We start from the raw sequence: 18,801 nt of genomic DNA, 5'->3' as shown, positions 1-18,801 counted from the left end.
TTTCATTTAGCTCACCTTCTATAGGGTAGCCCTATTTCCGCCCTGCTGTACTAGTTCTTTTGAATGGAAATAGGTATGCCCTTGGGAAACTACAGAGTGCAAATCCAGTTGCATCTTTTGTTCCTCGATTAAACGAAGCAGATATTGCTCAAAAATTTGAGCCTTTGCCGTTTCATCCGCGAAAAAATGTTCAACTAAATCATCCTGGGATACATAGCGTCCTGAGTATTCTTGAAGAAATCCCAAAACGGCATAGATCGTATGAGAAGAAGGTACGAGTGATGTTGTAGCTTCAGGCTGCTCTGGCTCATTTGGGAATAAGCTACTCATCTTGAGAAAATCCTTCTTGCCAACTATCTTGCAGTCTAACGGTGCCCATCACCCGTCGCAGGTAACTTTTGTCTAGAACCTATCAGATTTCGATGGTCGGTGTGCATGGGCGTTGTTATGCTGCGATTACTTGCTTAAAGCCGATAAACCCGATGTGTTCCCTAAAATTTATCAGTGGAGTAGCAAAAAATTGTAGTGGGGAACACCCTATAACATGGCGATTGCACTGGAAATTCTAGAATTAGTATCAAAATATTTTAGATGTATTACACTTTTTTAATGCACACTACAAGATCAATAATCGCTCTAAACGCTCTGGAATATTACGTTGAGAAAATATCTTCACAGCATCTTTATCACTAACATTCTCGTTTTTTATCAAACAGTCTAAAAAAAATCGAGAACTCATTAAAAAATCAGCTAATAATTCTCTGATTTCCCGATCTGGTTCCCAAGAGTCGTTTAATAGCCTTCCTAGATAATGGTTTAGCGAAAGCATTATCTGATCAAAAATCGAAAAGCCAAGCCACCTTGCTTCACCTCTGAGTGGAGAAGTACCTCGACGAAGCAAGGTATTGATATCTTCTTCTTTTACTTTTCCAGATGATTTTATGAGTATATCTTCAAACAAACTTAGATAATTTTCGAGGTCATCAATAAAGTAAGGCAAAACAAAGTGTAAAATTTCTTCTTTGGTTGATGTTGTCAAATTTATGCGAGAAATATTGTGAGCCGATTCTTCTTGTTGAGTCATTGTGTAAAAAATCTTTGCATATGTTAAAGGGCAGTGTAACTATGTATTATACGGAAAGTTTCCGTATATCTGCCCCAATTAGGGTGGTTATACTGAAATTTTCTGGATAACACACTCTATTGGGTGTGATACCCCGAAAGTTTCGGGGTATCGTCCCCTAGGAAGGTAGATATACAGAAAAATACAGGGTGCTGCTCCAAAAACGATTTTCAAAAATAGAGTAGAAGTACTTATCTTTTACGACAACCGAGGATGAGCCACTTCTAGGAAAATTGTTCGATCGCGGGCGCGATGCAATTTAGGTCAAACACGATTGCTGCCAGCAGACTACAGATTAATTCTCAGTTTTGGCAAGGCTTTTGAGTTTTGAAATGATGCCACTGGCGATCGCACCTGCCATCATAATTCCCAACACGGGTTGAATTACGGGCTGCCATAGCTGCTGCCACAGGTCTAAACCTAAATTGAAATGAAAGCTATTCCCAATCAGGGCAACCATGAACCAAGCAAAAAAGAAAAACACTAAAAATAAATCAAAAACCAGTGCTTTATTAAGCCAGTAGCCAACTTTTTCCATATTCGGTTGAATTTGCGACGGATGGGGATTGGATTTCCGCACGGAGCGTTTTTTGAAAAAGCGATCGACCAGAAATTAAGCCGAAAAATATCCGATCAAAACTTAAGGGGCAATTAAATAAATAACTGCCCCTAAATTTTTTATTTGAATGTTTTATTTGAACTTAGGTTTTAAACTTGGTTTTTAAATCTAGGGTTAAATCTAGGTTTAAGTCAGACCAGTTTACTTGAATCCAACCGCTGCTTGCCAAACGAAAGCGAGTAGCAGAAAGAAAATAGGGATAACAGGTAAAACATCCACTAAAGGATCGAACATCCTGTATGCTTCGGGCAAAGTTGCCAATAGCAAAGCTAGTTGCATTTAAAAACAGACCTCCTTCAAGAGCTAAGATGAATTTTAGCACGATGGGATCATCGTACAATCGTCAGAGCTATTCTCATTGAAATTATGTTTTTAAGCAAATATCAAAAAATTTATAAACAAGTCTTTAAAGCTCTGTCTCTATGCCTGCTGATTGGCTGCCTCACGGTTGCGATCGCAACGCCAGTTTGGGCGGGTATTCAAATTAAGCTGACCGATCTGACCTACAACCTCTGCCCCCCTGAGTTAGCCAAAAATCTAGTACTGGGTGGTGGCGTCATGGCAGCCGACTGCTATTTGATTTCAGGCAAAGCAGTGAACACATCGGGAAAATTCGTCCTTAATGCCGATGTTTTTGGGCGCGTCTATGACGCAAATGGTAATGATGTCATGCCCGAACGCGGCAGATTAGGCTCGATCGCCGAAGTCCCCATGGGTGAAAGTGACTTTAAAATTATGCTCAGCGTGCCCTCCGATCAGGTTCCTCCGTTTAAACTAGACAAATTTAAAGCTTCTGGGTTTACTGGGAAGGTTCGCCGTTAATTTCGGAACTGACAACTATCAACTGACAACGATTAACTGACCACTGACGACTGAATAATTGCTGACTTATGGATTCCGATCACAACCCTCAAGAAGAAAATACAACTCCCTATGGCGATCGCCCCACAACGGAGGAAAATTCTGATGTCAAAACAGATGTTGTCCCAGAGAATTCTGTTGCATCTGAAAATGCCCCCGATCTCCACAATTCAGAAACCTCTTCAGAGCTTGTCGTAGAGAATAGTCAAGCAATTCTAGGAAATTCTATCCCAGTAGCAGAAGCTCCAGAAATAGAAGTCCAAACGGAGCATGTTTCGCTTGCCACCCCAGAAGCTCAGGAAGTTATCAGTTCAGAAGTTATGTCGTCAAACCATTTAGAAACCCTCCAACAGGAAGCCGCAGCGCTCCATGCCGAAATCGATCGCCTCAAGGCAGCCAAACAGCAGATTCTCGAAGGGCAGATTACAGAATTACAGCAAGCGATCGCCCGTATCAGCCAAGAGAGTCTAGGCGAGCTAGAGCAACGCAAACAGGAGTTACAAGCTTCGATCGCCGTCTTACAGAGAAAGCAAGAACGCCTGCAAAATGAAATGAAGACCACCTATGCGGGTATGTCTCAAGATATTGCCGTCAGGGTACAGGGCTTTAAAGATTATCTCGTGGGCAGTTTGCAAGATTTGGTCGCCAGTGCCGAGAAACTCGATCTGGTTCCCCCTGTAAGTAAAGCCCCTGAAGCCGTGGTTGTGGAGAAAAAGCCCCAAGAGCCACCCAAACTATCAGAACAGAGTTTCGGTGAATTTAGACATCGCATCGAACAGTTGTTGGAACGCTATCGTACCCTGCCTGATTATTACGGGCCCGCTTGGAAGCTCCGCCGCACCTTTGAGTCTTCCCATGCCGATCGCGTTGCCAATTGGTTTTTTGCCCAAGCAGGTAGAGGCGCAATGCGGACGATGGGAACGCGGTTGCAAAATATTCTCGTTGCTTCCGCCACCGTATCTGTGCTGAGATCGCTCTATGGTGAAAAGATTCGCGTTTTGATTCTTGCTACGGCTCCAGAGCGTCTAGGTGAATGGCGGCGAGGCTTTCAAGATTGCTTGGGCTTAAGCCGAGACAACTTTGGTCCCGAAAAAGGCGTGGTGCTATTTGAAGATCCCGATCCCCTAGCCCTCAAAGGCGATCGCCTCGTTACCGAGGAACTTATGCCTCTAATTATCATCGATGAAGCTGAGGAGTTTATTTCCGTAGATTTGCTCAGATTCCCGCTCGTGATTGCCTTTGGTCGCGACCCCGATGCCAAGCCTTCCTATTCTTCGCGCGATCGAGACAGAGACTTTAGAGACTGGTAAGGGGCTACCTCGGAAATATTGTGAAATATTGTGGCTGAGCGGAGCCGAAGCCTAATTCGTCCTATTTGCCTTAACTAACCTGCGTTCGGGTTAAGGATTTCGGAACAAAGCAAGCCAACTTGCTGGAACCGAGAGGTTTGATCCCCCTGCCCTATCGGGCATCCCCCTTGAAAAAGGGGGACAAGTGAGTTCTCCCCCCTTTTTTCAAGGGGGGCTGGGGGGGATCCTTGGGATGTATAGCGTTTCAGGCTTTCTTATCCCGAAGTGACGTTACCTACTGCTATACAACCCATTTAGGATGACTATATAGCTAAAAAAACTTGTGAAATTCTTGCTGCGTGAGATGTAGCATAATGCCAATAGGTTTAGGCTGTAAGTCGTTGTTTGTGTTTGATGTTAACCAACCCACCCATTGACGAGATCTCAGTACTGGAGAGGATTGCTAGCCAAGATCAGGCAGCACTGTCTTTGCTTTACGATCGCTACGCTCGCGTCATTTATACGATCGCCTATCGAATCATTGGCTCAGCCGAGGAATCCGAAGAGATCGTTTTAGACGTATTTACTCAAGTGTGGCGAATTGCCAAAAACTATACGCCCCAAAAAGGTAGGGTCGATACATGGCTGTTTATGATTGCGCGCAGCCGTGCCCTAGATCGCATTCGCAGTCGTACCCGCAGCTATAAAGCGATCGAGGCTTCTGAACATGCGTTGTTATTGCACTCGCACGCAGATAGCCCCGAAGAGGATGTATTGGTGCGAGAACGTAGCGACTACGTCAAAGCTGCCTTGGAAAAACTCCCCAGCGAGCAACGCCTTGTGCTAGAACTGGCGTACTTTAAAGGGCTATCCCATACGCAAATTGCCGTAGAAACAGGAATTTCTCTGGGTACGATCAAAACGCGGATTCGGTTGGGGCTTAAAAAATTGCGCGAATCCCTAGGAGAAGAATGGTGCAGCTTTTAAGGCAAATTTTAGTCGGCAAAATCAAGATTCATCCATGTTCGCGGGGATAACAAAGCAAAATGAGTAGCTTAAACAAAGAAAATATTCAAGAAGACATTCAAGATTTATTGGCTCTAGCTGCACTCGATGCGATCGCCGATCGAGATCGGCAAGTTGTCGAAGATTTAGCTACCGATGACCCAGAGCTAGAGACAGAGCTGCGATCGCTACAAACGGCTGCCAATGCCTTGGCCTATGCCGAACCGACGTTGCCCGTACCTGCCAGCCTTAAACAACGCCTGTTTGAACGAATTCAGCCTGCCCAAAAATCTCCTGAGGAAGTGCCGACCAGTCCTGCATTTTGGTCAGTTCGCGCCGCAGAGGTAAAATGGCAGCCCCACTCCGTGCAAGGGGTTTCGATCGCCATCCTCCGTGACGATCCTGTCAAACGTCTCGTGTCTGCTCTAGTGCGCTGCGAAGCAGGGGCAGTCTATCCATCGCATCGGCACGCGATCGGCGAAGAAATTTTTATGCTCGAAGGCGATCTTGTTGACAATGGGGTTACCTATACCGTGGGCGACTTTCTCTACTCCACACAGGACTCCGTACATGCCCCAAGTTCTACCCATGGCTGTGTATTTCTCGTGCGCACCTCTATGGATGATGTGTTTGTGTAAAGGTAAAGCAATATTTGCGCACATATCCCTTAATCATGCGATCGCGATCGCAAAGTAGATGCGCCTGAAGCTTTTTACAACCCATTCCCAATCAAAACAAATGCCGACCAATAGTAGGGATGATTGAAATTAACTTCTCCCTGTTTGATCGGTTTGCGAATCATACTCAACTGTGCTTCTCGCAGAGCCGTTGACATACTGATATTTCCCTTTTTCAAATTTCCATAGAATGCCTCCATCAATACCTGCGTGCCACCATCGGATACTGTCCATAGAGAAGCAATGGAAGCCTTTGCGCCTGCCCTCTGCACCTGATAGCCAAAACCGAGAATCTCTGCCCCATTCCCTAAACTACCTATCCCCGTCTGACAAGCACTTAACACGACTAGATCGGCATCTTTGAGCTGCCACTCGTTAATCTCAGCAAGCGTGACCTTGCTACCATCCCCAAATAACACATAGGAATTATTCGGGCTACCCGATTTGAACTCGGCATGGGTGGCAAAATGAACAATCGTCTGTCCTGCAACTTTTGCCTTGGTGGCACTTGCAGTAAAGTCCCGTTCGATTAACTTGGTCGTATTCGATAAAGTCGCAGCAATGTTCTCAACTTCGGGAATCGTGGAAGGTAGACCACCTAAACCAAAACGAGTTTCGCCACTCTTGCCGCCAAACGCGCCTGCAAAGATACGCAGATTGGCTTGGGGCTTACTGTTTGGATCGAAAAGGCTATAGGCAATCAAATTATTCACGCGATATCTCTCGACGAGCCACTGGTTGCCGTCATAGAGGGCAGCGAGGGGAATATACCGCAGTTGGCGATCGGGAGCGTAGAGAATGGTCGTCGCGTTCGCCTGTTTGAGATCGGCTTCAATCGGTTCGATCAGAACATCGTAGAGCTTTTTACTGGAATCCTTGACATCAATGGAACTAAAGTCTTGTAGATCGGAACGAAAATCAGTGACGAGTTTCTCTAGATCGGCTTTTTTGATCGGAACTGTACGATTGATGGGGAATGTATTAGCGGAAAAGATAATCAGTTCGAGGCGATCGCTAAGAATTAGAGGATAGATCAAGACAGCTCCTTGCGGTAGCTTTTGCAAATATTCGGGAACCTTATTGATTTCTGATTTTGGCAGTTGTTGAATCTGGCTGGCAAGTTGGCGATTCAATTCAGTTGGCTGTTTAAAACTATCCACGGTCAACTGTCCGCTGAAAGCCTGCTCTGGGGCTAAAAGACCAATTCCCTGGGCAGTGCGATCGTTCCCTCTGACATTCTTGAGATAACCCTCGAGTTCTTGAATTTTGAGCAAATCGAGAACCTGTACGGCTTCAGTCACACGGCCTTGTTTGAGTAAGAGATCGATAAGGTGGCGATAGGACTCCTCAATGGTGGCTAGATAGGATTTTTGAAGTTCTTTCGGTAGTTTGCGTATGTCTTTGCGAATAGATTCGCGCACGTTCACAGATTGTTTGTAAAAGAGAATAGCAAGTTCGGTTTGCTTGAGATCGGTAAAAGCAGTTCCTAGACGTTCGAGAGATAATCCTTCGTTATAGGGGTCGCCAACTTGTTTGGAGGCAGAGAATGCTTGCTGGAAGGATTCAATTGCCTTTTGATAATCTTCTAAACTGCTATAGGCATCCCCTAGACCGTTGAGCGCATAGGCTTCCCCATTCCGATCGCCGATTTGCCTATAGATGCTCAGAGCTTGCTGGTGAAAATCGTTCGCCTTTTGGTGGTTGCCTAGACTACTGTGAGCAATACCCAGCCCAAAGAGTGAATTGGCTTCCCCCTTACGATCGCCGATTTCTTTGCTGATTGCTAAAGCACTCTCATGGAACTCAATCGCCTTTTGATATTGCCCTAGAGTATCGTAAATATCTCCCAGCCCATTCAGTACGTAGACTTCGCCAATGCGATCGGCAGTTTGTTTTCTGAGCTTTAGGGACTCTTGGTAATAGGCGATCGCTTTTTGATACTGCCCTAGACTTTCGTAAACATCTCCCAGTCCGTTGAGGGCATTACCTTCCCCGTCGCGATCGCCAAGTTGCTTAAAGATGGCTAAGGCACTTTCATGGAAATCTATGGATTTCTGGTACTGTCCTAGGCTGTCGTAAATATCTCCCAACTTATGGAGTGCATTTGCTTCCCCAGCGCGATCTCCAAGTTGTTTTCTGATCGCTAGAGCCTGCTGATAGAAGTCTTGCGCTTTTTGATATTGTCCGAGACCGCTATGCGCCTCGCCCAAACCAATGAGCGCATCTCCTTCTCCACTACGATTGTTCAGCGATCGATAGGTTCCTAATGCTGATTGAAACGATTGTAAAGCTTCTCGATATTGACTTTTTTCAAACTGCTGATTTCCCAACTCAACCAATCGCTCAGCTTCTGCTTCAGGCTCTTTTGCTGTCTGTGCTTGGGCAGCAACTAGAGCTAAATTAGGCAAGAACCCCAAACCCAAGAGTCCAGAAGCCAAAACAAACGCAAGTGTATAAGCCTTCAAAGTCATATGAATTTCAGGAATTGGTGAAACAGATAAAATAATAGACAAACTACTGATGAATCATGCCTGATTGCTATATCGATAGCTTACGAGTAATTTATGTTACGCCTAAGGCTTTCAATAATGCTGCAAATTTAATCGTGGTTTCACTTTGCTCTGTGGTTACTTGTGAATTTGCCACGATCCCTGCGCCTGCAAAGATTCTCGCCCGATCGCCACAGATATAACCAGAGCGAATTCCCACGGCAAAAGCTCCTTCCCCATTCCCATTGAGCCAACCGATCGGTGCAGCATACCAGCCGCGATCGCAGGCTTCCCATTGTTGCATTAACTGAACGGCTCGATCCCTTGGTTCCCCGCCTACCGCCGCCGTGGGGTGGAGTTTTGCTAAGACATCAAAGGTGGCTGACCAGTCCGCATTGGGCAATTTCGCTGTAATTGGCGTGTAGAGATGCTGGACGTTGGAGAGCCTGAGTAACTGCGTAGGCGCTAATTTGTCTAACTGCGCTCCCATACTTTGCAGGCGATCGCAAATGGAATGAATTACGATTTTGTGTTCGTTAATATCTTTTTGACTATTGAGCAAGCGATCGGAAAGGATGCGATCTTCCGCTTCTGTTTTGCCGCGCTGAATGGAACCTGCGACAGCATTGCTACGCAGCCCTAGATAATCGACATGACTTTGCACTTGCAGGAGCAGCTCAGGTGTTGCCCCTAAAAAGGTATCATCTGAGCCACAATTAACCAAAAAAGAGACGCACTCTGGATAGTCGCAACGGAGTTTGTGCAGCACAGCAAAAGGATTGAACGCGCGATCGGCTGAGACATCCAAAGCACGGGCTAATACAACTTTATCGAGTTTTTGCTGTTGAATTAAGTCTAGGGCTTGCTCGACAATGCCCGACCAAGATTGATTACCCAAGACCTCCTCCGTACGAAGGGAAGTGGGCGTAGAGAAAGGGAATGGGTTATGGTGCGATGATTCTATCGAAGCATTCTGAGAATTTCCTTGAGCGCGATCTTGGGAATTTTCATGAGAATTATGGCGCAGTTCCATAAGAGTAGTCGCCAAGCTGGAAGCGATCGCTTCCCATAGATCTTGGGGCTGAATGTAGGCATGAACCGTCACGATCGATCGCCCACCCGTGCGATGCAGGATCCAGCGCGGTACAAACCACATCACAGGCGGGAACCCATGCCAAATTTTTTCACCATTACGGGTGACGCGATCGCTATGCCAATTATCTTGCTGAAAGCCCGCGATCGCTTCATGAAAAGCAAACCCGCCTAAAACATAAGGACTCGCCACCAAATTTGCATCTAGACCCAAACCTTCGAGGTCGGCCGCATTACCAACCACGGCATCCGCCAGTAGAGAGGTAGAAAACTGTTTAGCCTGCTCAAACCGCGACTCGCAGAGGGAAGCATTGGGGCTGAGGGACACCACGGAGCCTGCCGCTGCCACGATCCAATCTTTGCTGGGTTGCTCCCAGTAAAACTGGGGCTGGGTCGGCTGGGCATGGGTAGCCAAAAACAAGAGCGGATCGCTAGGATGCCAAGTTTGAGAATAGCTCAGTAGAACGGGACGATCTAGGTTTTTTGCCTTCACGATCGCGCTCCTAATCAAGTCGTGCAGAGAATTAGGGTGATAGCTAGAAGGTGTATTTCCCTGCCTAAGTTGCATGGCGATCGGCGCGTGATTACATAGTCATGATTGCATAGGCTCGAATGTTTTGACTTTGCCCAAAACTAGACCCAAAACTAGAATATATCTACTTGTCGCTCCTGACATTCCTAACTCAACATTTGCAAACTTTAGGTACGAATTTTAGGTGAGAATCTTCATGACAACTGAAAAGGACAACCGTAAAATGCCAAACGCTAAGAAGCAACGGTTTGACCGCTCGAAGTCGCCAACTCCTGTAACCTTTCCTGCTGATCGCGGGAAATACAGGTTTGAATAATGTCTTCAATATCCCCTTCTAAAGATTGTTGAAGCCCAAAGTTTTGCCCGAGGCGGTGATCGGTAACGCGGCTATCTTTGTAGTTGTAGGTGCGAATTTTTTCCGATCGCGAACCTGTACCAACCTGAGATCGGCGCATCGAAGTCACCTCGTCTTGCTGCTCGCGCAATTTAATTTCATAGAGTTTTGCCCGCAAGATTTGCATGGCACGCTCTTTGTTTTGCCGCTGCGATCGCTCTTCGGTGCAAAAAATTCTAATGCCCGTCGGTTTGTGAAATAGATCGGCTGCCGTTTCCACCTTGTTGACATTCTGACCGCCAGCACCACCCGACCGCGCCGTAGACATCTCGATGTCTTTGGGGTCGATATGCACTTCTACGGCATCAACCTCAGGCATGACCGCTACTGTGGCAGTTGAGGTATGCACGCGCCCCGACGCTTCGGTGGCAGGTACGCGCTGCACTCGATGTACGCCAGACTCAAATTTGAGCTTGCTATAGACGCGTTCTCCTTGAATTTCCATCACAGCCTCTTTAAAGCCGCCCAAATCTGCCAGAGATTCGCTAATGAGCTTAACGCGCCAACCCTGCCGTTCGGCATAGCGAGTATAGAGGCGTACCAGATCGGCTGCCCATATACTCGCCTCATCACCACCGGTTCCTGCCCGAATTTCCAACATGATGTTTCTCTCATCATTGGGATCTTGGGGCAATAACAAGATCGTCATTCTTTCTTCTAGGTGCTGCAACTTCTCTGCGAGTTCTTGAACCTCTAGAGCTGCCATCTCTTTTAACTCTTCATCGTGAGATTCCTTGAGAATCAGTTGCGCTTCTTGCCAATCTGCTTGGGTCTTACGCCACGCTTCATAGGTATTCACGGTTTCTTCGAGTGAAGAGCGTGCCTTGGCAATACGCTGAAACTCAGTCGGATCCGTTGCCACGTCAGGATCCGCCATTCGACGGGTCAGCTCGTGAAAGGTTTGCTCTACAGATTTAAGCTTTTCGAGTAGGTAAGGCGCAGGCATATCGGTACACAGCTATTAAGTCAAAGGCTAAATGCTTGTCTAGTTTTGGGAAGTTGAATTTTTCAACTCAAACCTGCGCGATTTTTCAACTCAAACCTGCGCGATCTAGACAAAGATCTAGCAACAAAGATCCAGTGAAAAATTTCAGTAAAAACTCGCACTGAGATGTTCGCTACTTTGACTTTTTGCCCTTACCAGACTTTGCGGCTGGCTTTGCTTCTGGTGCGGGTTTGACAAACACGGGCTCAGCCTTGGCTTCTGTCTTGTCAGCGCTGACTGCGGGTGCGGCTTCTTCAAACATGCCATATTTGCGCAAGAAGCGTTCTACGCGACCCTCGGTGTCGATAATCTTTTGGTTGCCCGTGTAAAAGGGATGATTGCCAGACCAAACGTCAACGTTGAGTTCGGGCTTTGTAGAACCAACCGTTGCGACGACTTCGCCGTTGCAAATAACTTTGGCTTCAGGATACCAGGTGGGGTGAATATTGGGTTTTGGCATGACCTTAGAAATTAGGTGAGAAATTGTAGTGAGATGAAATTTGAGAATATTTCGATGCTTATCTAGGCTACCACAGGGCAAGGGATAAGCAGCCTAAAATCATAGCAGATCGCAGGAGATTTTATGAAAATTCTTGGATCGCATGCTGGGAAAAGCTTTGGGGCAGCGATCGCGAGATGTAGACCTTTGGCAAAGTTCAGGAAAGTTAGAAAGTCTTGACATTTTTTTGAGGCAAAATATTTATTTTTGTATGAAATGCATAAAAAGTTTTCCACAGGGCTTTCCACAGATATTCTGGAGTTTTCCACAGATATTCTGGAGTTTTCCACAAGACTTTTTACGTTCTAAATGGTTGTGAATAGTCTGGGCATAGCCTTTAGCAATTTGCGATCGCTAAGCCTGGGGAAATCGCAAATTCCAAGCCTGACATAAAGTAATGTAACAAAAAAACCAAGAAAATCCCCATTCCTTGATGTCAAGCCCCCTAAAACCTTCTTAAGTTTTGCAATCTGGTTACGTTGACAAGGCATGGGTTTAGTCACAGAATGAGAGCCCACAACCTAAAAATTACTGCCACTCATAACACGCATCGACAGGCAAACGCTCTCAGTGGGGCAAATGCAATCCACTTGTAGGGCTTGATTTGCTCTGACAAAAATATCTACTCAGCTTGTTCAAGAACTTAAAAGATTTAAGAGGTCAACCATGAATACGACCGTCAGCATCCTGGCAGAAATTCCCGAAGAATTACATGCGACATTAACAAATTACTTAGAATCGCATCCCGAATGGGATCAAGATCGGGTGTTTGCTGCTGCTTTGTCCCTATTTTTGCTACAAAATGGCAACTGCGATACCGCAGGGTCATCCAGTAGCTATCGCAGTGCGGCAAAGGTGTATCTCAATGCCTTATTTCAACATTCCTTTTAGACTTAGCCTTTTTAGACTTAGCCTTTTTAGACTTAGCCTTTTTAGACTTAGCCCTTTTAGACCCAGCTTTCTAATTTGTTAGCTTTCTAATTTCTTAAAGTCTAGTGGGGTCAAGATTTCAGTATGATGAAACCTGCTGAATCAAAACTCCACAAAAATAACGATCGCATGGATTCTGTAACTTCCCCAAATACACCCCAAGATTCACCCAAAAGTTCAGCAGATGCCACCCTTGATGTCCTAGTCGTAGGTGCTGGCATTAGTGGGCTAACCATTGCCCATGAGCTTGCTACGCAGCCAGTAAGTGCATCCCAAAAGGACTCGCTGAAACTCTTGGTGACAGAGGCACAAGATCGTCTGGGCGGCTCGATCACCAGCGTGCAAAGTCCAGAAGGTTTTTTATGGGAAGAAGGCCCCAACAGTTTTGCTCCTACACCTGAGCTATTAAAGCTGGCAGTTGCTGTTGGTTTAAAAGACGAGCTACTCTTGACCGATCGCAAACTACCGAGATTTGTGTTTTGGCGAGGCAAATTGCATCCCGTGCCGATGAATCCAGGTCTGGCAATTACTACGCGCTTGTTGAGTTTGGCGGGAAAGTTACGCGCTTTGCGCGGTACCTTAGGGTTTGTACGTCCGGCGATCGCGGGTGAAGAATCTGTAGAGAAATTTTTTACGCGTCAACTGGGACAAGAGGTGATGCAACGGTTGGTTGGGCCTTTTGTGTCTGGGGTGTATGCAGGCGACCCGCAACAATTGAGTGCTGCCGCCGCCTTTAAAAAAATTGCGGCTTTAGAGCAAAACTACGGTGGTTTGTTGGCAGGGGCAATACTCTCTCGCTCTGCTGCCAAAAAAGCTCAGCCCACTAAACCCGAGCCTGACCCCAATATTCCCAAAGCAAGATCGGGGGAACTGGGGTCTTTTCGGCAAGGTTTACAGGCTTTACCCAGCGCGATCGCTCAAAAATTACAATCCTCACAAGTTCCTGTCAAACTGCAATGGCAATTGCGGAAATTAGAGCATGATGCTGATTCCAAGACTTACACCGCGACCTTTGCCACGCCTGCAGGTGAGGAAATCGTTACGGCTCGTACCGTTGTCTTGGCAACACCTGCCTATGTGACTGGAGCAGTGCTCCGCGATCTGCAACCTGCTGCTAGTCAGGCATTAAGTGAAATTCCTTACCCCACAGTTGCCTGTGCGGTGCTTGCTTATCCCAAAACAGAAACAATTGCTGACTTAAATGGTTTTGGCAATTTAATTCCACGACAACAGGGAATTCGTACCCTTGGCACGATCTGGACATCGAGTTTATTTGCAGGACGCGCACCAGAGGGATGGCATTTGTTATTAAATTTCATTGGTGGTACGACCGATCCCGAACTTGCCAATTTAACAGAATCAGAAATCGCAGAGGCAGCACATCAAGACCTACGCCAAATTATCTTGCGCCCCAATACAACCGTGCAGCCTAAAGTTTTAGCGGTACATATTTGGAAAAAAGCCATTCCTCAATTTTCGATCGGGCATTTGCAACGGTTGGAAGTCGTGCGTCAAGGTTTGCAGAAACTACCGGGCGTGTTTCTCAGTAGTAACTATATTGAGGGAGTTTCGATGGGTGATTGCGTCAGACAAGGACTAAAAACTGCCGAACAAGTTAAACAATTTTTATCAGCGTAGAATTATCGGGAGTTGACTTTAATGAGCTGCCAACCCCGAATATTACCGAGAGAAGTTTCGCGCCGAGTAATCGGCACATCGGGGGAAATCCAAGCATAACTAGCAGGTGGAAGTTCTGCCACCGTCTTGATATCTTTGCCTAGATGCGGGGTATAAAAGCTCAAGAGTATCCAAGTTTTATGGATTTCGCCGTCTATAGTATTGTGCGTGACGAAGTTGATGGGCTGTGCTTGCAAAATCGAAGCGATCGCAGGTTGTTGTAAATATGTTTTAAGGTCTTGGCTATAATTTCCCCATAGTCCTGCCAGACCTGCGGTCGCAAAGGTAAGCCAAGGTGTAATCAAAAAAACTGCCAACAAGATCGATAACCATTGCGATTGAAATGGAATAGCAGACCCATGATTTAAATGCTTTTGGTATTCACTTTTGTATTGATGCCAGAGGAAAGGCAAAGTTAACCAACCAATTCCTAAAATGGGAACAATCACCAAATGTTTGCGCACGTCATCGGAAATTGCGATCGCGCCCAAACCGAGCGTGGCAAAAGCAATCAGCAAAATTGCTGCCAATCCTCCAAACAGATAAGTAATAACTTGCGGCACGCGTGCTTGTGGTCTGTGCGCTAACCAATCGATCGCTACCGCTGCCAACAACCCAATAAACGGATAAAGTTGCAGGGAGTAATAGGCCGTACGCGTTGAGAAACTCGTTAGGACAACAAACAAGAGAATTGGATAGAAAATCAGAATCGATACAGAAGTTCGCTGTTCCCATTTCTGTTCTCTCGTGAATCTGCGATCGAATTCTTCTTGAGAATTGCTTGCTCCAAGTTCAGATGGGCTCTCAGCTTGATTTAGATCTGGGCTTTTAACATTCCCTCTCAACTGATTCTCTCTAAACTGAGCCCAAAGAATTGTCATGCCAAAAATTGCAAACAATGCCCAAGGGAAAGAATTAAGGGGAATATTCCAAAAATAGTAGATGATGTTACCATCGCTGGCATATTGCTTAGAGCCAAGGAAGAAAAGCTTCCCTATCATGGCTTGAAAGGGAGCAACTCCATAGTACAGATAGGTCAAGCCAAACCAAACTGCAGCAGGAATCGCTCCAAGAATTACGCCTACATAGAGGCTAGGACTCGTAAGATGATGGTGACGACGATGCTGCCAAATCAAATAGGGAAATAACGCCGCGATCGGTAAGACAATCATGACGCTTTTGATCATGAACCCAATTCCGACCGTAGATCCTGCTAATAACCTCCATTTCCAACTAGCTTTAGGATAGATTTCTGCTTTCAGTAAAGCCCAAATTCCCAATAGTTCTAAACAAATGAGCGGGACATCTTGAGTTGCCATCCGTCCATACTGCAACCAAAGCGAACAGAGACAGAGAATCGCTGCTCCTAACCATGCCACACGTCGATTTAGTAAGAGAAGACCGATCTCATAGGTGAGCAACGTTGCAAGGATACAAGTAATCAAATTTGGTAAACGCGCAACCCCATCCGTCATGCCAAATAAACTGTAACAAGCCGCGATCGCCCAATGAATCCCAATCGTGCGATCGTAGACAGGCTCTCCCCACCACTTGGGCGTAATCCAATCACCTGTTTCAAACATCCAACGGGACTGGGTGGCATACCATCCCTCATCATGGGCCATCAGGCTTTGTTGTCCGTTTGTAGCAATCAGCAACAGCCCAATCCATAGGGTCAGGGTAATGTGAGGTAGCCAAGCCTTGAGATTGGGATACTTTTGCTCGAATATAGGGATTAAATTCATTTGGCTGTATTTAGCGTTCGTTGGGGCGGCTCATTTGCTCTAGATTCAACACTTCTGCCAACTGTGCTTCTGACATCAGACCGCGTTCTAGGACAATTTGCCGCAGCGATTTGCCCGAAGAAAGAGATTCCTTGGCAATGTCAGCAGAGTTGAGATAACCGATGTGGGTGTTGAGCGCAGTCACCAGAGATAGACTTCCCTCAGCATAGTCAAGGCAGCGATCGCGCATCACTGTAATTCCATTCACGCACTTGATCGCCAGACTATCGAGCGCATTTCCTAAAATCTCAATACTATGGATCAAGTCGTAGGCAATGAGCGGCATCATCACATTCAGTTCTAACTGTCCTGCTTGGGCGGCAAGGGCGATCGCGGCATCATAGCCCATCACCTGATAGCAGACCATATTCGTCATTTCGGCAATTACGGGATTGTATTTGCCCGGCATGATTGAGGAGCCTGGTTGCACAGGGGGAAGTTGAATTTCCTTTAAGCCAGTTTTGGGGCCCGAATCCATCAAGCGTAAATCGTTCGCGAGTTTTACACAGTCCTGTGCCAAATTGCGCAACGAGCCTGACACCGCCACAAAGGGAGCCATACTTTGCATGGCTGCCATCAAGTTTGTGGCAGGACGCAGTTCAAAGCCTGTGATTTCTGATAGCTTCTCGGCAACGCGATCGCAATATTGAGGATGGGTATTTAGCCCAGTTCCCGACGCACTGCCTCCTAAGCCCAGTCGCTTTAGATCGTCTGCAGCAGTTTGAATGCGTTTGTAGTGACTGCCAATAATCTGGGCATAGGCAAGAAATTCGTCACCCAGACGCACAGGCACAGCATCTTGGAGATGGGTGCGCCCTGACTTAATTACGTCAGCAAATTCAATGGCTTTGAGATGCAGTTCGTTACTCAGGTTCGAGAGGGCAGGATAGAGATAACGCTCCAAGGCGATTAAAGCACCAATCCGAATCGCCGTAGGAATGACATCGTTGGTAGACTGTCCGTAGTTGACATGATCGTTGGGACTAATGCGGGCATAGTTACCCTTGACATCCCCAAAAATCTCTAAGGCGCGATTTGCCAGCACTTCATTCACATTCATATGATGGGAAGTCCCTGCCCCCGCTTGGTAGATATCTACCACAAACTGATCGCGGAGCTTGCCATCTAAAATCTCATCGCAGGCGGCAGCGATCGTCATGCCCATGTCAATCGGAATGCAGCCCAGCTCAGCATTTACCAGTGCCGTTGCCATTTTGATCATGAGACAGGCATCGACATAAACGGGGAGGGGCTTAATACCGCTGATCTCAAAATTTGCGATCGCTCTAGCAGTTTGAATTCCGTAATAAGCAGTCTGGGGAATCTGCATTTCCCCCATCGAGTCGCGTTCGATTCTATATGCGTTCATGTTTTTGCGATCGCCTACCAAGCTATCAGCCTTTAGCTATTTAGAAAAATTCAGCAATCAAACAGCTAATGACCAGAACATCTTCATTCTCAAGTTTTTAGGTTGCGATCGTCAAGGATGGACTGGCTTAGATTGGAATTCTTAAGTATTCAGGGAAGGTTCTTATATATTTCTTTTATATTTCTTTAATGGGGAGCAACCTGTTCTGGCGCAGGGGAAGATCCTTGAAGCGCTTTTTCCGCCGATTGTTCTGCCCGCAAGCTATCGGTTACGCCTTTAATCGCACTGGCGATCGGTACGGCAATCACCAATCCTAAGGGCCCCCCAAGCTGTAGACCTAGAAGCAAAGACACCAAAATCCAAGCAGGATTTAGTCCCGTGAGATTGCCAAGAATTCTCGGTGCGACGAGATTAGAGATGATCTGATCGACGGCTACAGCCGTAATTAAAAATTTAATCCCCAACCAAAAATTATCTAAGACGAGTAGCAGGGTAACCAGACCGATCGTAAATGCCCCGCCAAAGGGAATTAGACTGGTCAGACCCACACCAAAACCAAACAAAATCCCAAAGGGTACATCTAACAATAAGAAGGCTAGCGTGAGGCAAATCCCATTCAACGTGCCCACCGTTGCCTGCCCGACATAGTAGTTTTGAAAGTTTTGTCGCAGCGATGTTTGCACCTGCGTCCCTAGGTGGGTAGGCAGCCACTGAAAGATCCCCTGCCAGATGCGATCGCCATTGGAAAGAAAATAAAAGGCTAGAACTAGAGTCAGTAACACATTAACCGCACTGCCCACCGTGTCTAAAGCAATACCAAGAGTCTTGCCTGCAAAGGTTTGCAACTGTCCTGACAAGCGATCGGTGATTTGAATGGCAATCCCGCTGAGGTCAACGCGAATGTTTTGAGAATCCGCCCAAGCTTGAAGGGCGGTAAGTTGAAAAGCTCCCGAATCCAGCCAACTCGGTAAGCGCTTTACCAGTTCGCTCAACTGCCCGATCGCGATCGGAACCACCGTAATCCCCACACCAATGAAAATCGATAAAGCCAGCAAAAACACCAAAATCACGGCATTGCTGCGCTTTGCACCCCGCGAGACCAAGAGTTGTACGGCAAAATTGAGCAAAAAGGCAAGAATGGCAGCCGTAATTAAAATACTGGCGATCGGTTGAAAAAACTGAAATGTTTTCAGTACTAACCAACCATTGAGAATAATCAACGGGAAGATCAGCCAAAAATTTAATCGTTTTAGCAGTGGGTTATCCGTTGCCATAGCGCAGATTTAAGGTAAAGGGTGATTGGTTATCGGTTATCGGTTATCGGTTATCGGTTATTGGATTGTATCTGTATTTAGACTTGCCAAAGACCAATTTCTACTCTCCGATTTCCACTCTAAAAAGCTAATAGTCTCTTAACTGACAACTGACAACTGACAACTGACAACTGACAACTGACAACTGACAACTGACAACTGA

General features: G+C 46.3%; 17 protein-coding genes. 6 read left to right on the top strand and 11 right to left on the bottom strand.

Going from position 1 to position 18,801, the window contains the following annotated elements:
* Positions 1-18 precede the first annotated feature (18 nt).
* The 4 genes from V2H45_RS20300 to V2H45_RS20285 all read right to left on the bottom strand — a co-directional run bounded on the left by V2H45_RS20300 (position 19) and on the right by V2H45_RS20285 (position 2,021).
* Positions 19-330, bottom strand: a complete 312-nt coding sequence (locus tag V2H45_RS20300; protein WP_330485505.1) for a hypothetical protein — start codon at positions 328-330, stop codon at positions 19-21.
* A gap of 286 nt (positions 331-616) precedes the next feature.
* A complete protein-coding gene (locus tag V2H45_RS20295) occupies positions 617-1,084 on the bottom strand; it encodes a hypothetical protein (protein ID WP_330485504.1) in 468 nt (155 codons plus the stop codon).
* A gap of 334 nt (positions 1,085-1,418) precedes the next feature.
* Positions 1,419-1,703, bottom strand: a complete 285-nt coding sequence (locus tag V2H45_RS20290) for a hypothetical protein (RefSeq protein ID WP_330485503.1) — start codon at positions 1,701-1,703, stop codon at positions 1,419-1,421.
* Positions 1,704-1,883: 180 nt separating this feature from the next.
* Positions 1,884-2,021 carry a photosystem II reaction center protein K gene (locus tag V2H45_RS20285; protein WP_330485502.1) on the bottom strand — a complete coding sequence of 46 codons (138 nt, stop codon included), beginning with the start codon at positions 2,019-2,021 and terminating at the stop codon, positions 1,884-1,886.
* A gap of 87 nt (positions 2,022-2,108) precedes the next feature.
* Here V2H45_RS20285 and V2H45_RS20280 point away from each other — a divergent pair, with 87 nt between their 5' ends.
* The 4 genes from V2H45_RS20280 to V2H45_RS20265 all read left to right on the top strand — a co-directional run bounded on the left by V2H45_RS20280 (position 2,109) and on the right by V2H45_RS20265 (position 5,535).
* Positions 2,109-2,564 (top strand): hypothetical protein, encoded by a 456-nt coding sequence (locus V2H45_RS20280; protein WP_330485501.1) that lies wholly within the window; start codon positions 2,109-2,111, stop codon positions 2,562-2,564.
* 68 nt (positions 2,565-2,632) lie between these two features.
* On the top strand, positions 2,633-3,913 hold the full coding sequence (locus V2H45_RS20275; protein WP_330485500.1) for a DUF3086 domain-containing protein: 1,281 nt from the start codon (positions 2,633-2,635) through the stop codon (positions 3,911-3,913).
* A 393-nt stretch (positions 3,914-4,306) separates the two neighbouring features.
* Positions 4,307-4,879, top strand: coding sequence for a sigma-70 family RNA polymerase sigma factor (locus tag V2H45_RS20270; RefSeq protein WP_330485499.1), 573 nt, complete (start codon positions 4,307-4,309; stop codon positions 4,877-4,879).
* 59 nt (positions 4,880-4,938) lie between these two features.
* On the top strand, positions 4,939-5,535 hold the full coding sequence (locus V2H45_RS20265) for a cupin domain-containing protein (protein ID WP_330485498.1): 597 nt from the start codon (positions 4,939-4,941) through the stop codon (positions 5,533-5,535).
* A gap of 74 nt (positions 5,536-5,609) precedes the next feature.
* Here the strand turns inward: V2H45_RS20265 and V2H45_RS20260 are convergent, their stop codons facing one another.
* From V2H45_RS20260 to rpmE, 4 genes are all read right to left on the bottom strand, one after another.
* The gene (locus V2H45_RS20260; protein WP_330485497.1) at positions 5,610-8,087 is read right to left on the bottom strand and encodes a CHAT domain-containing protein; all 2,478 of its coding nucleotides are present in this window, start codon (positions 8,085-8,087) and stop codon (positions 5,610-5,612) included.
* A 49-nt stretch (positions 8,088-8,136) separates the two neighbouring features.
* Positions 8,137-9,723, bottom strand: a complete 1,587-nt coding sequence (locus V2H45_RS20255; protein ID WP_330485496.1) for an isochorismate synthase — start codon at positions 9,721-9,723, stop codon at positions 8,137-8,139.
* Positions 9,724-9,920: 197 nt separating this feature from the next.
* Positions 9,921-11,027, bottom strand: a complete 1,107-nt coding sequence (gene prfA, locus V2H45_RS20250; RefSeq protein ID WP_330485495.1) for a peptide chain release factor 1 — start codon at positions 11,025-11,027, stop codon at positions 9,921-9,923.
* A gap of 172 nt (positions 11,028-11,199) precedes the next feature.
* Positions 11,200-11,526, bottom strand: coding sequence for a 50S ribosomal protein L31 (gene rpmE / locus V2H45_RS25715; RefSeq protein WP_408648849.1), 327 nt, complete (start codon positions 11,524-11,526; stop codon positions 11,200-11,202).
* Between the two features lie 705 nt (positions 11,527-12,231).
* Between rpmE and V2H45_RS20240 the strand changes: the two genes are divergently transcribed.
* Together V2H45_RS20240 and hemG are read left to right on the top strand one after the other, a co-directional pair.
* Entirely contained in the window at positions 12,232-12,456 is a 225-nt protein-coding gene (locus tag V2H45_RS20240; RefSeq protein WP_330485494.1) for a DUF2811 domain-containing protein, read from the top strand.
* A gap of 123 nt (positions 12,457-12,579) precedes the next feature.
* Positions 12,580-14,133 (top strand): protoporphyrinogen oxidase, encoded by a 1,554-nt coding sequence (gene hemG / locus V2H45_RS20235; protein WP_330485493.1) that lies wholly within the window; start codon positions 12,580-12,582, stop codon positions 14,131-14,133.
* A gap of 2 nt (positions 14,134-14,135) precedes the next feature.
* Here hemG and V2H45_RS20230 read toward each other — a convergent pair whose 3' ends face one another.
* The 3 genes from V2H45_RS20230 to V2H45_RS20220 all read right to left on the bottom strand — a co-directional run bounded on the left by V2H45_RS20230 (position 14,136) and on the right by V2H45_RS20220 (position 18,599).
* Entirely contained in the window at positions 14,136-15,917 is a 1,782-nt protein-coding gene (locus tag V2H45_RS20230; RefSeq protein WP_330485492.1) for an ArnT family glycosyltransferase, read from the bottom strand.
* Between the two features lie 10 nt (positions 15,918-15,927).
* The gene (locus V2H45_RS20225) at positions 15,928-17,325 is read right to left on the bottom strand and encodes an aspartate ammonia-lyase (RefSeq protein WP_330485491.1); all 1,398 of its coding nucleotides are present in this window, start codon (positions 17,323-17,325) and stop codon (positions 15,928-15,930) included.
* 185 nt (positions 17,326-17,510) lie between these two features.
* The gene (locus tag V2H45_RS20220; protein WP_330485490.1) at positions 17,511-18,599 is read right to left on the bottom strand and encodes an AI-2E family transporter; all 1,089 of its coding nucleotides are present in this window, start codon (positions 18,597-18,599) and stop codon (positions 17,511-17,513) included.
* Between the last annotated feature and the right edge of the window lie 202 nt (positions 18,600-18,801).

It is taken from the genome of Tumidithrix elongata BACA0141 (genome assembly GCF_036349135.1).
Taxonomy (GTDB): domain Bacteria; phylum Cyanobacteriota; class Cyanobacteriia; order Pseudanabaenales; family Pseudanabaenaceae; genus Tumidithrix; species Tumidithrix elongata.
Note: the sequence above shows the minus strand (reverse complement) of the source record. Positions and strands in the feature narration are given on the sequence as shown.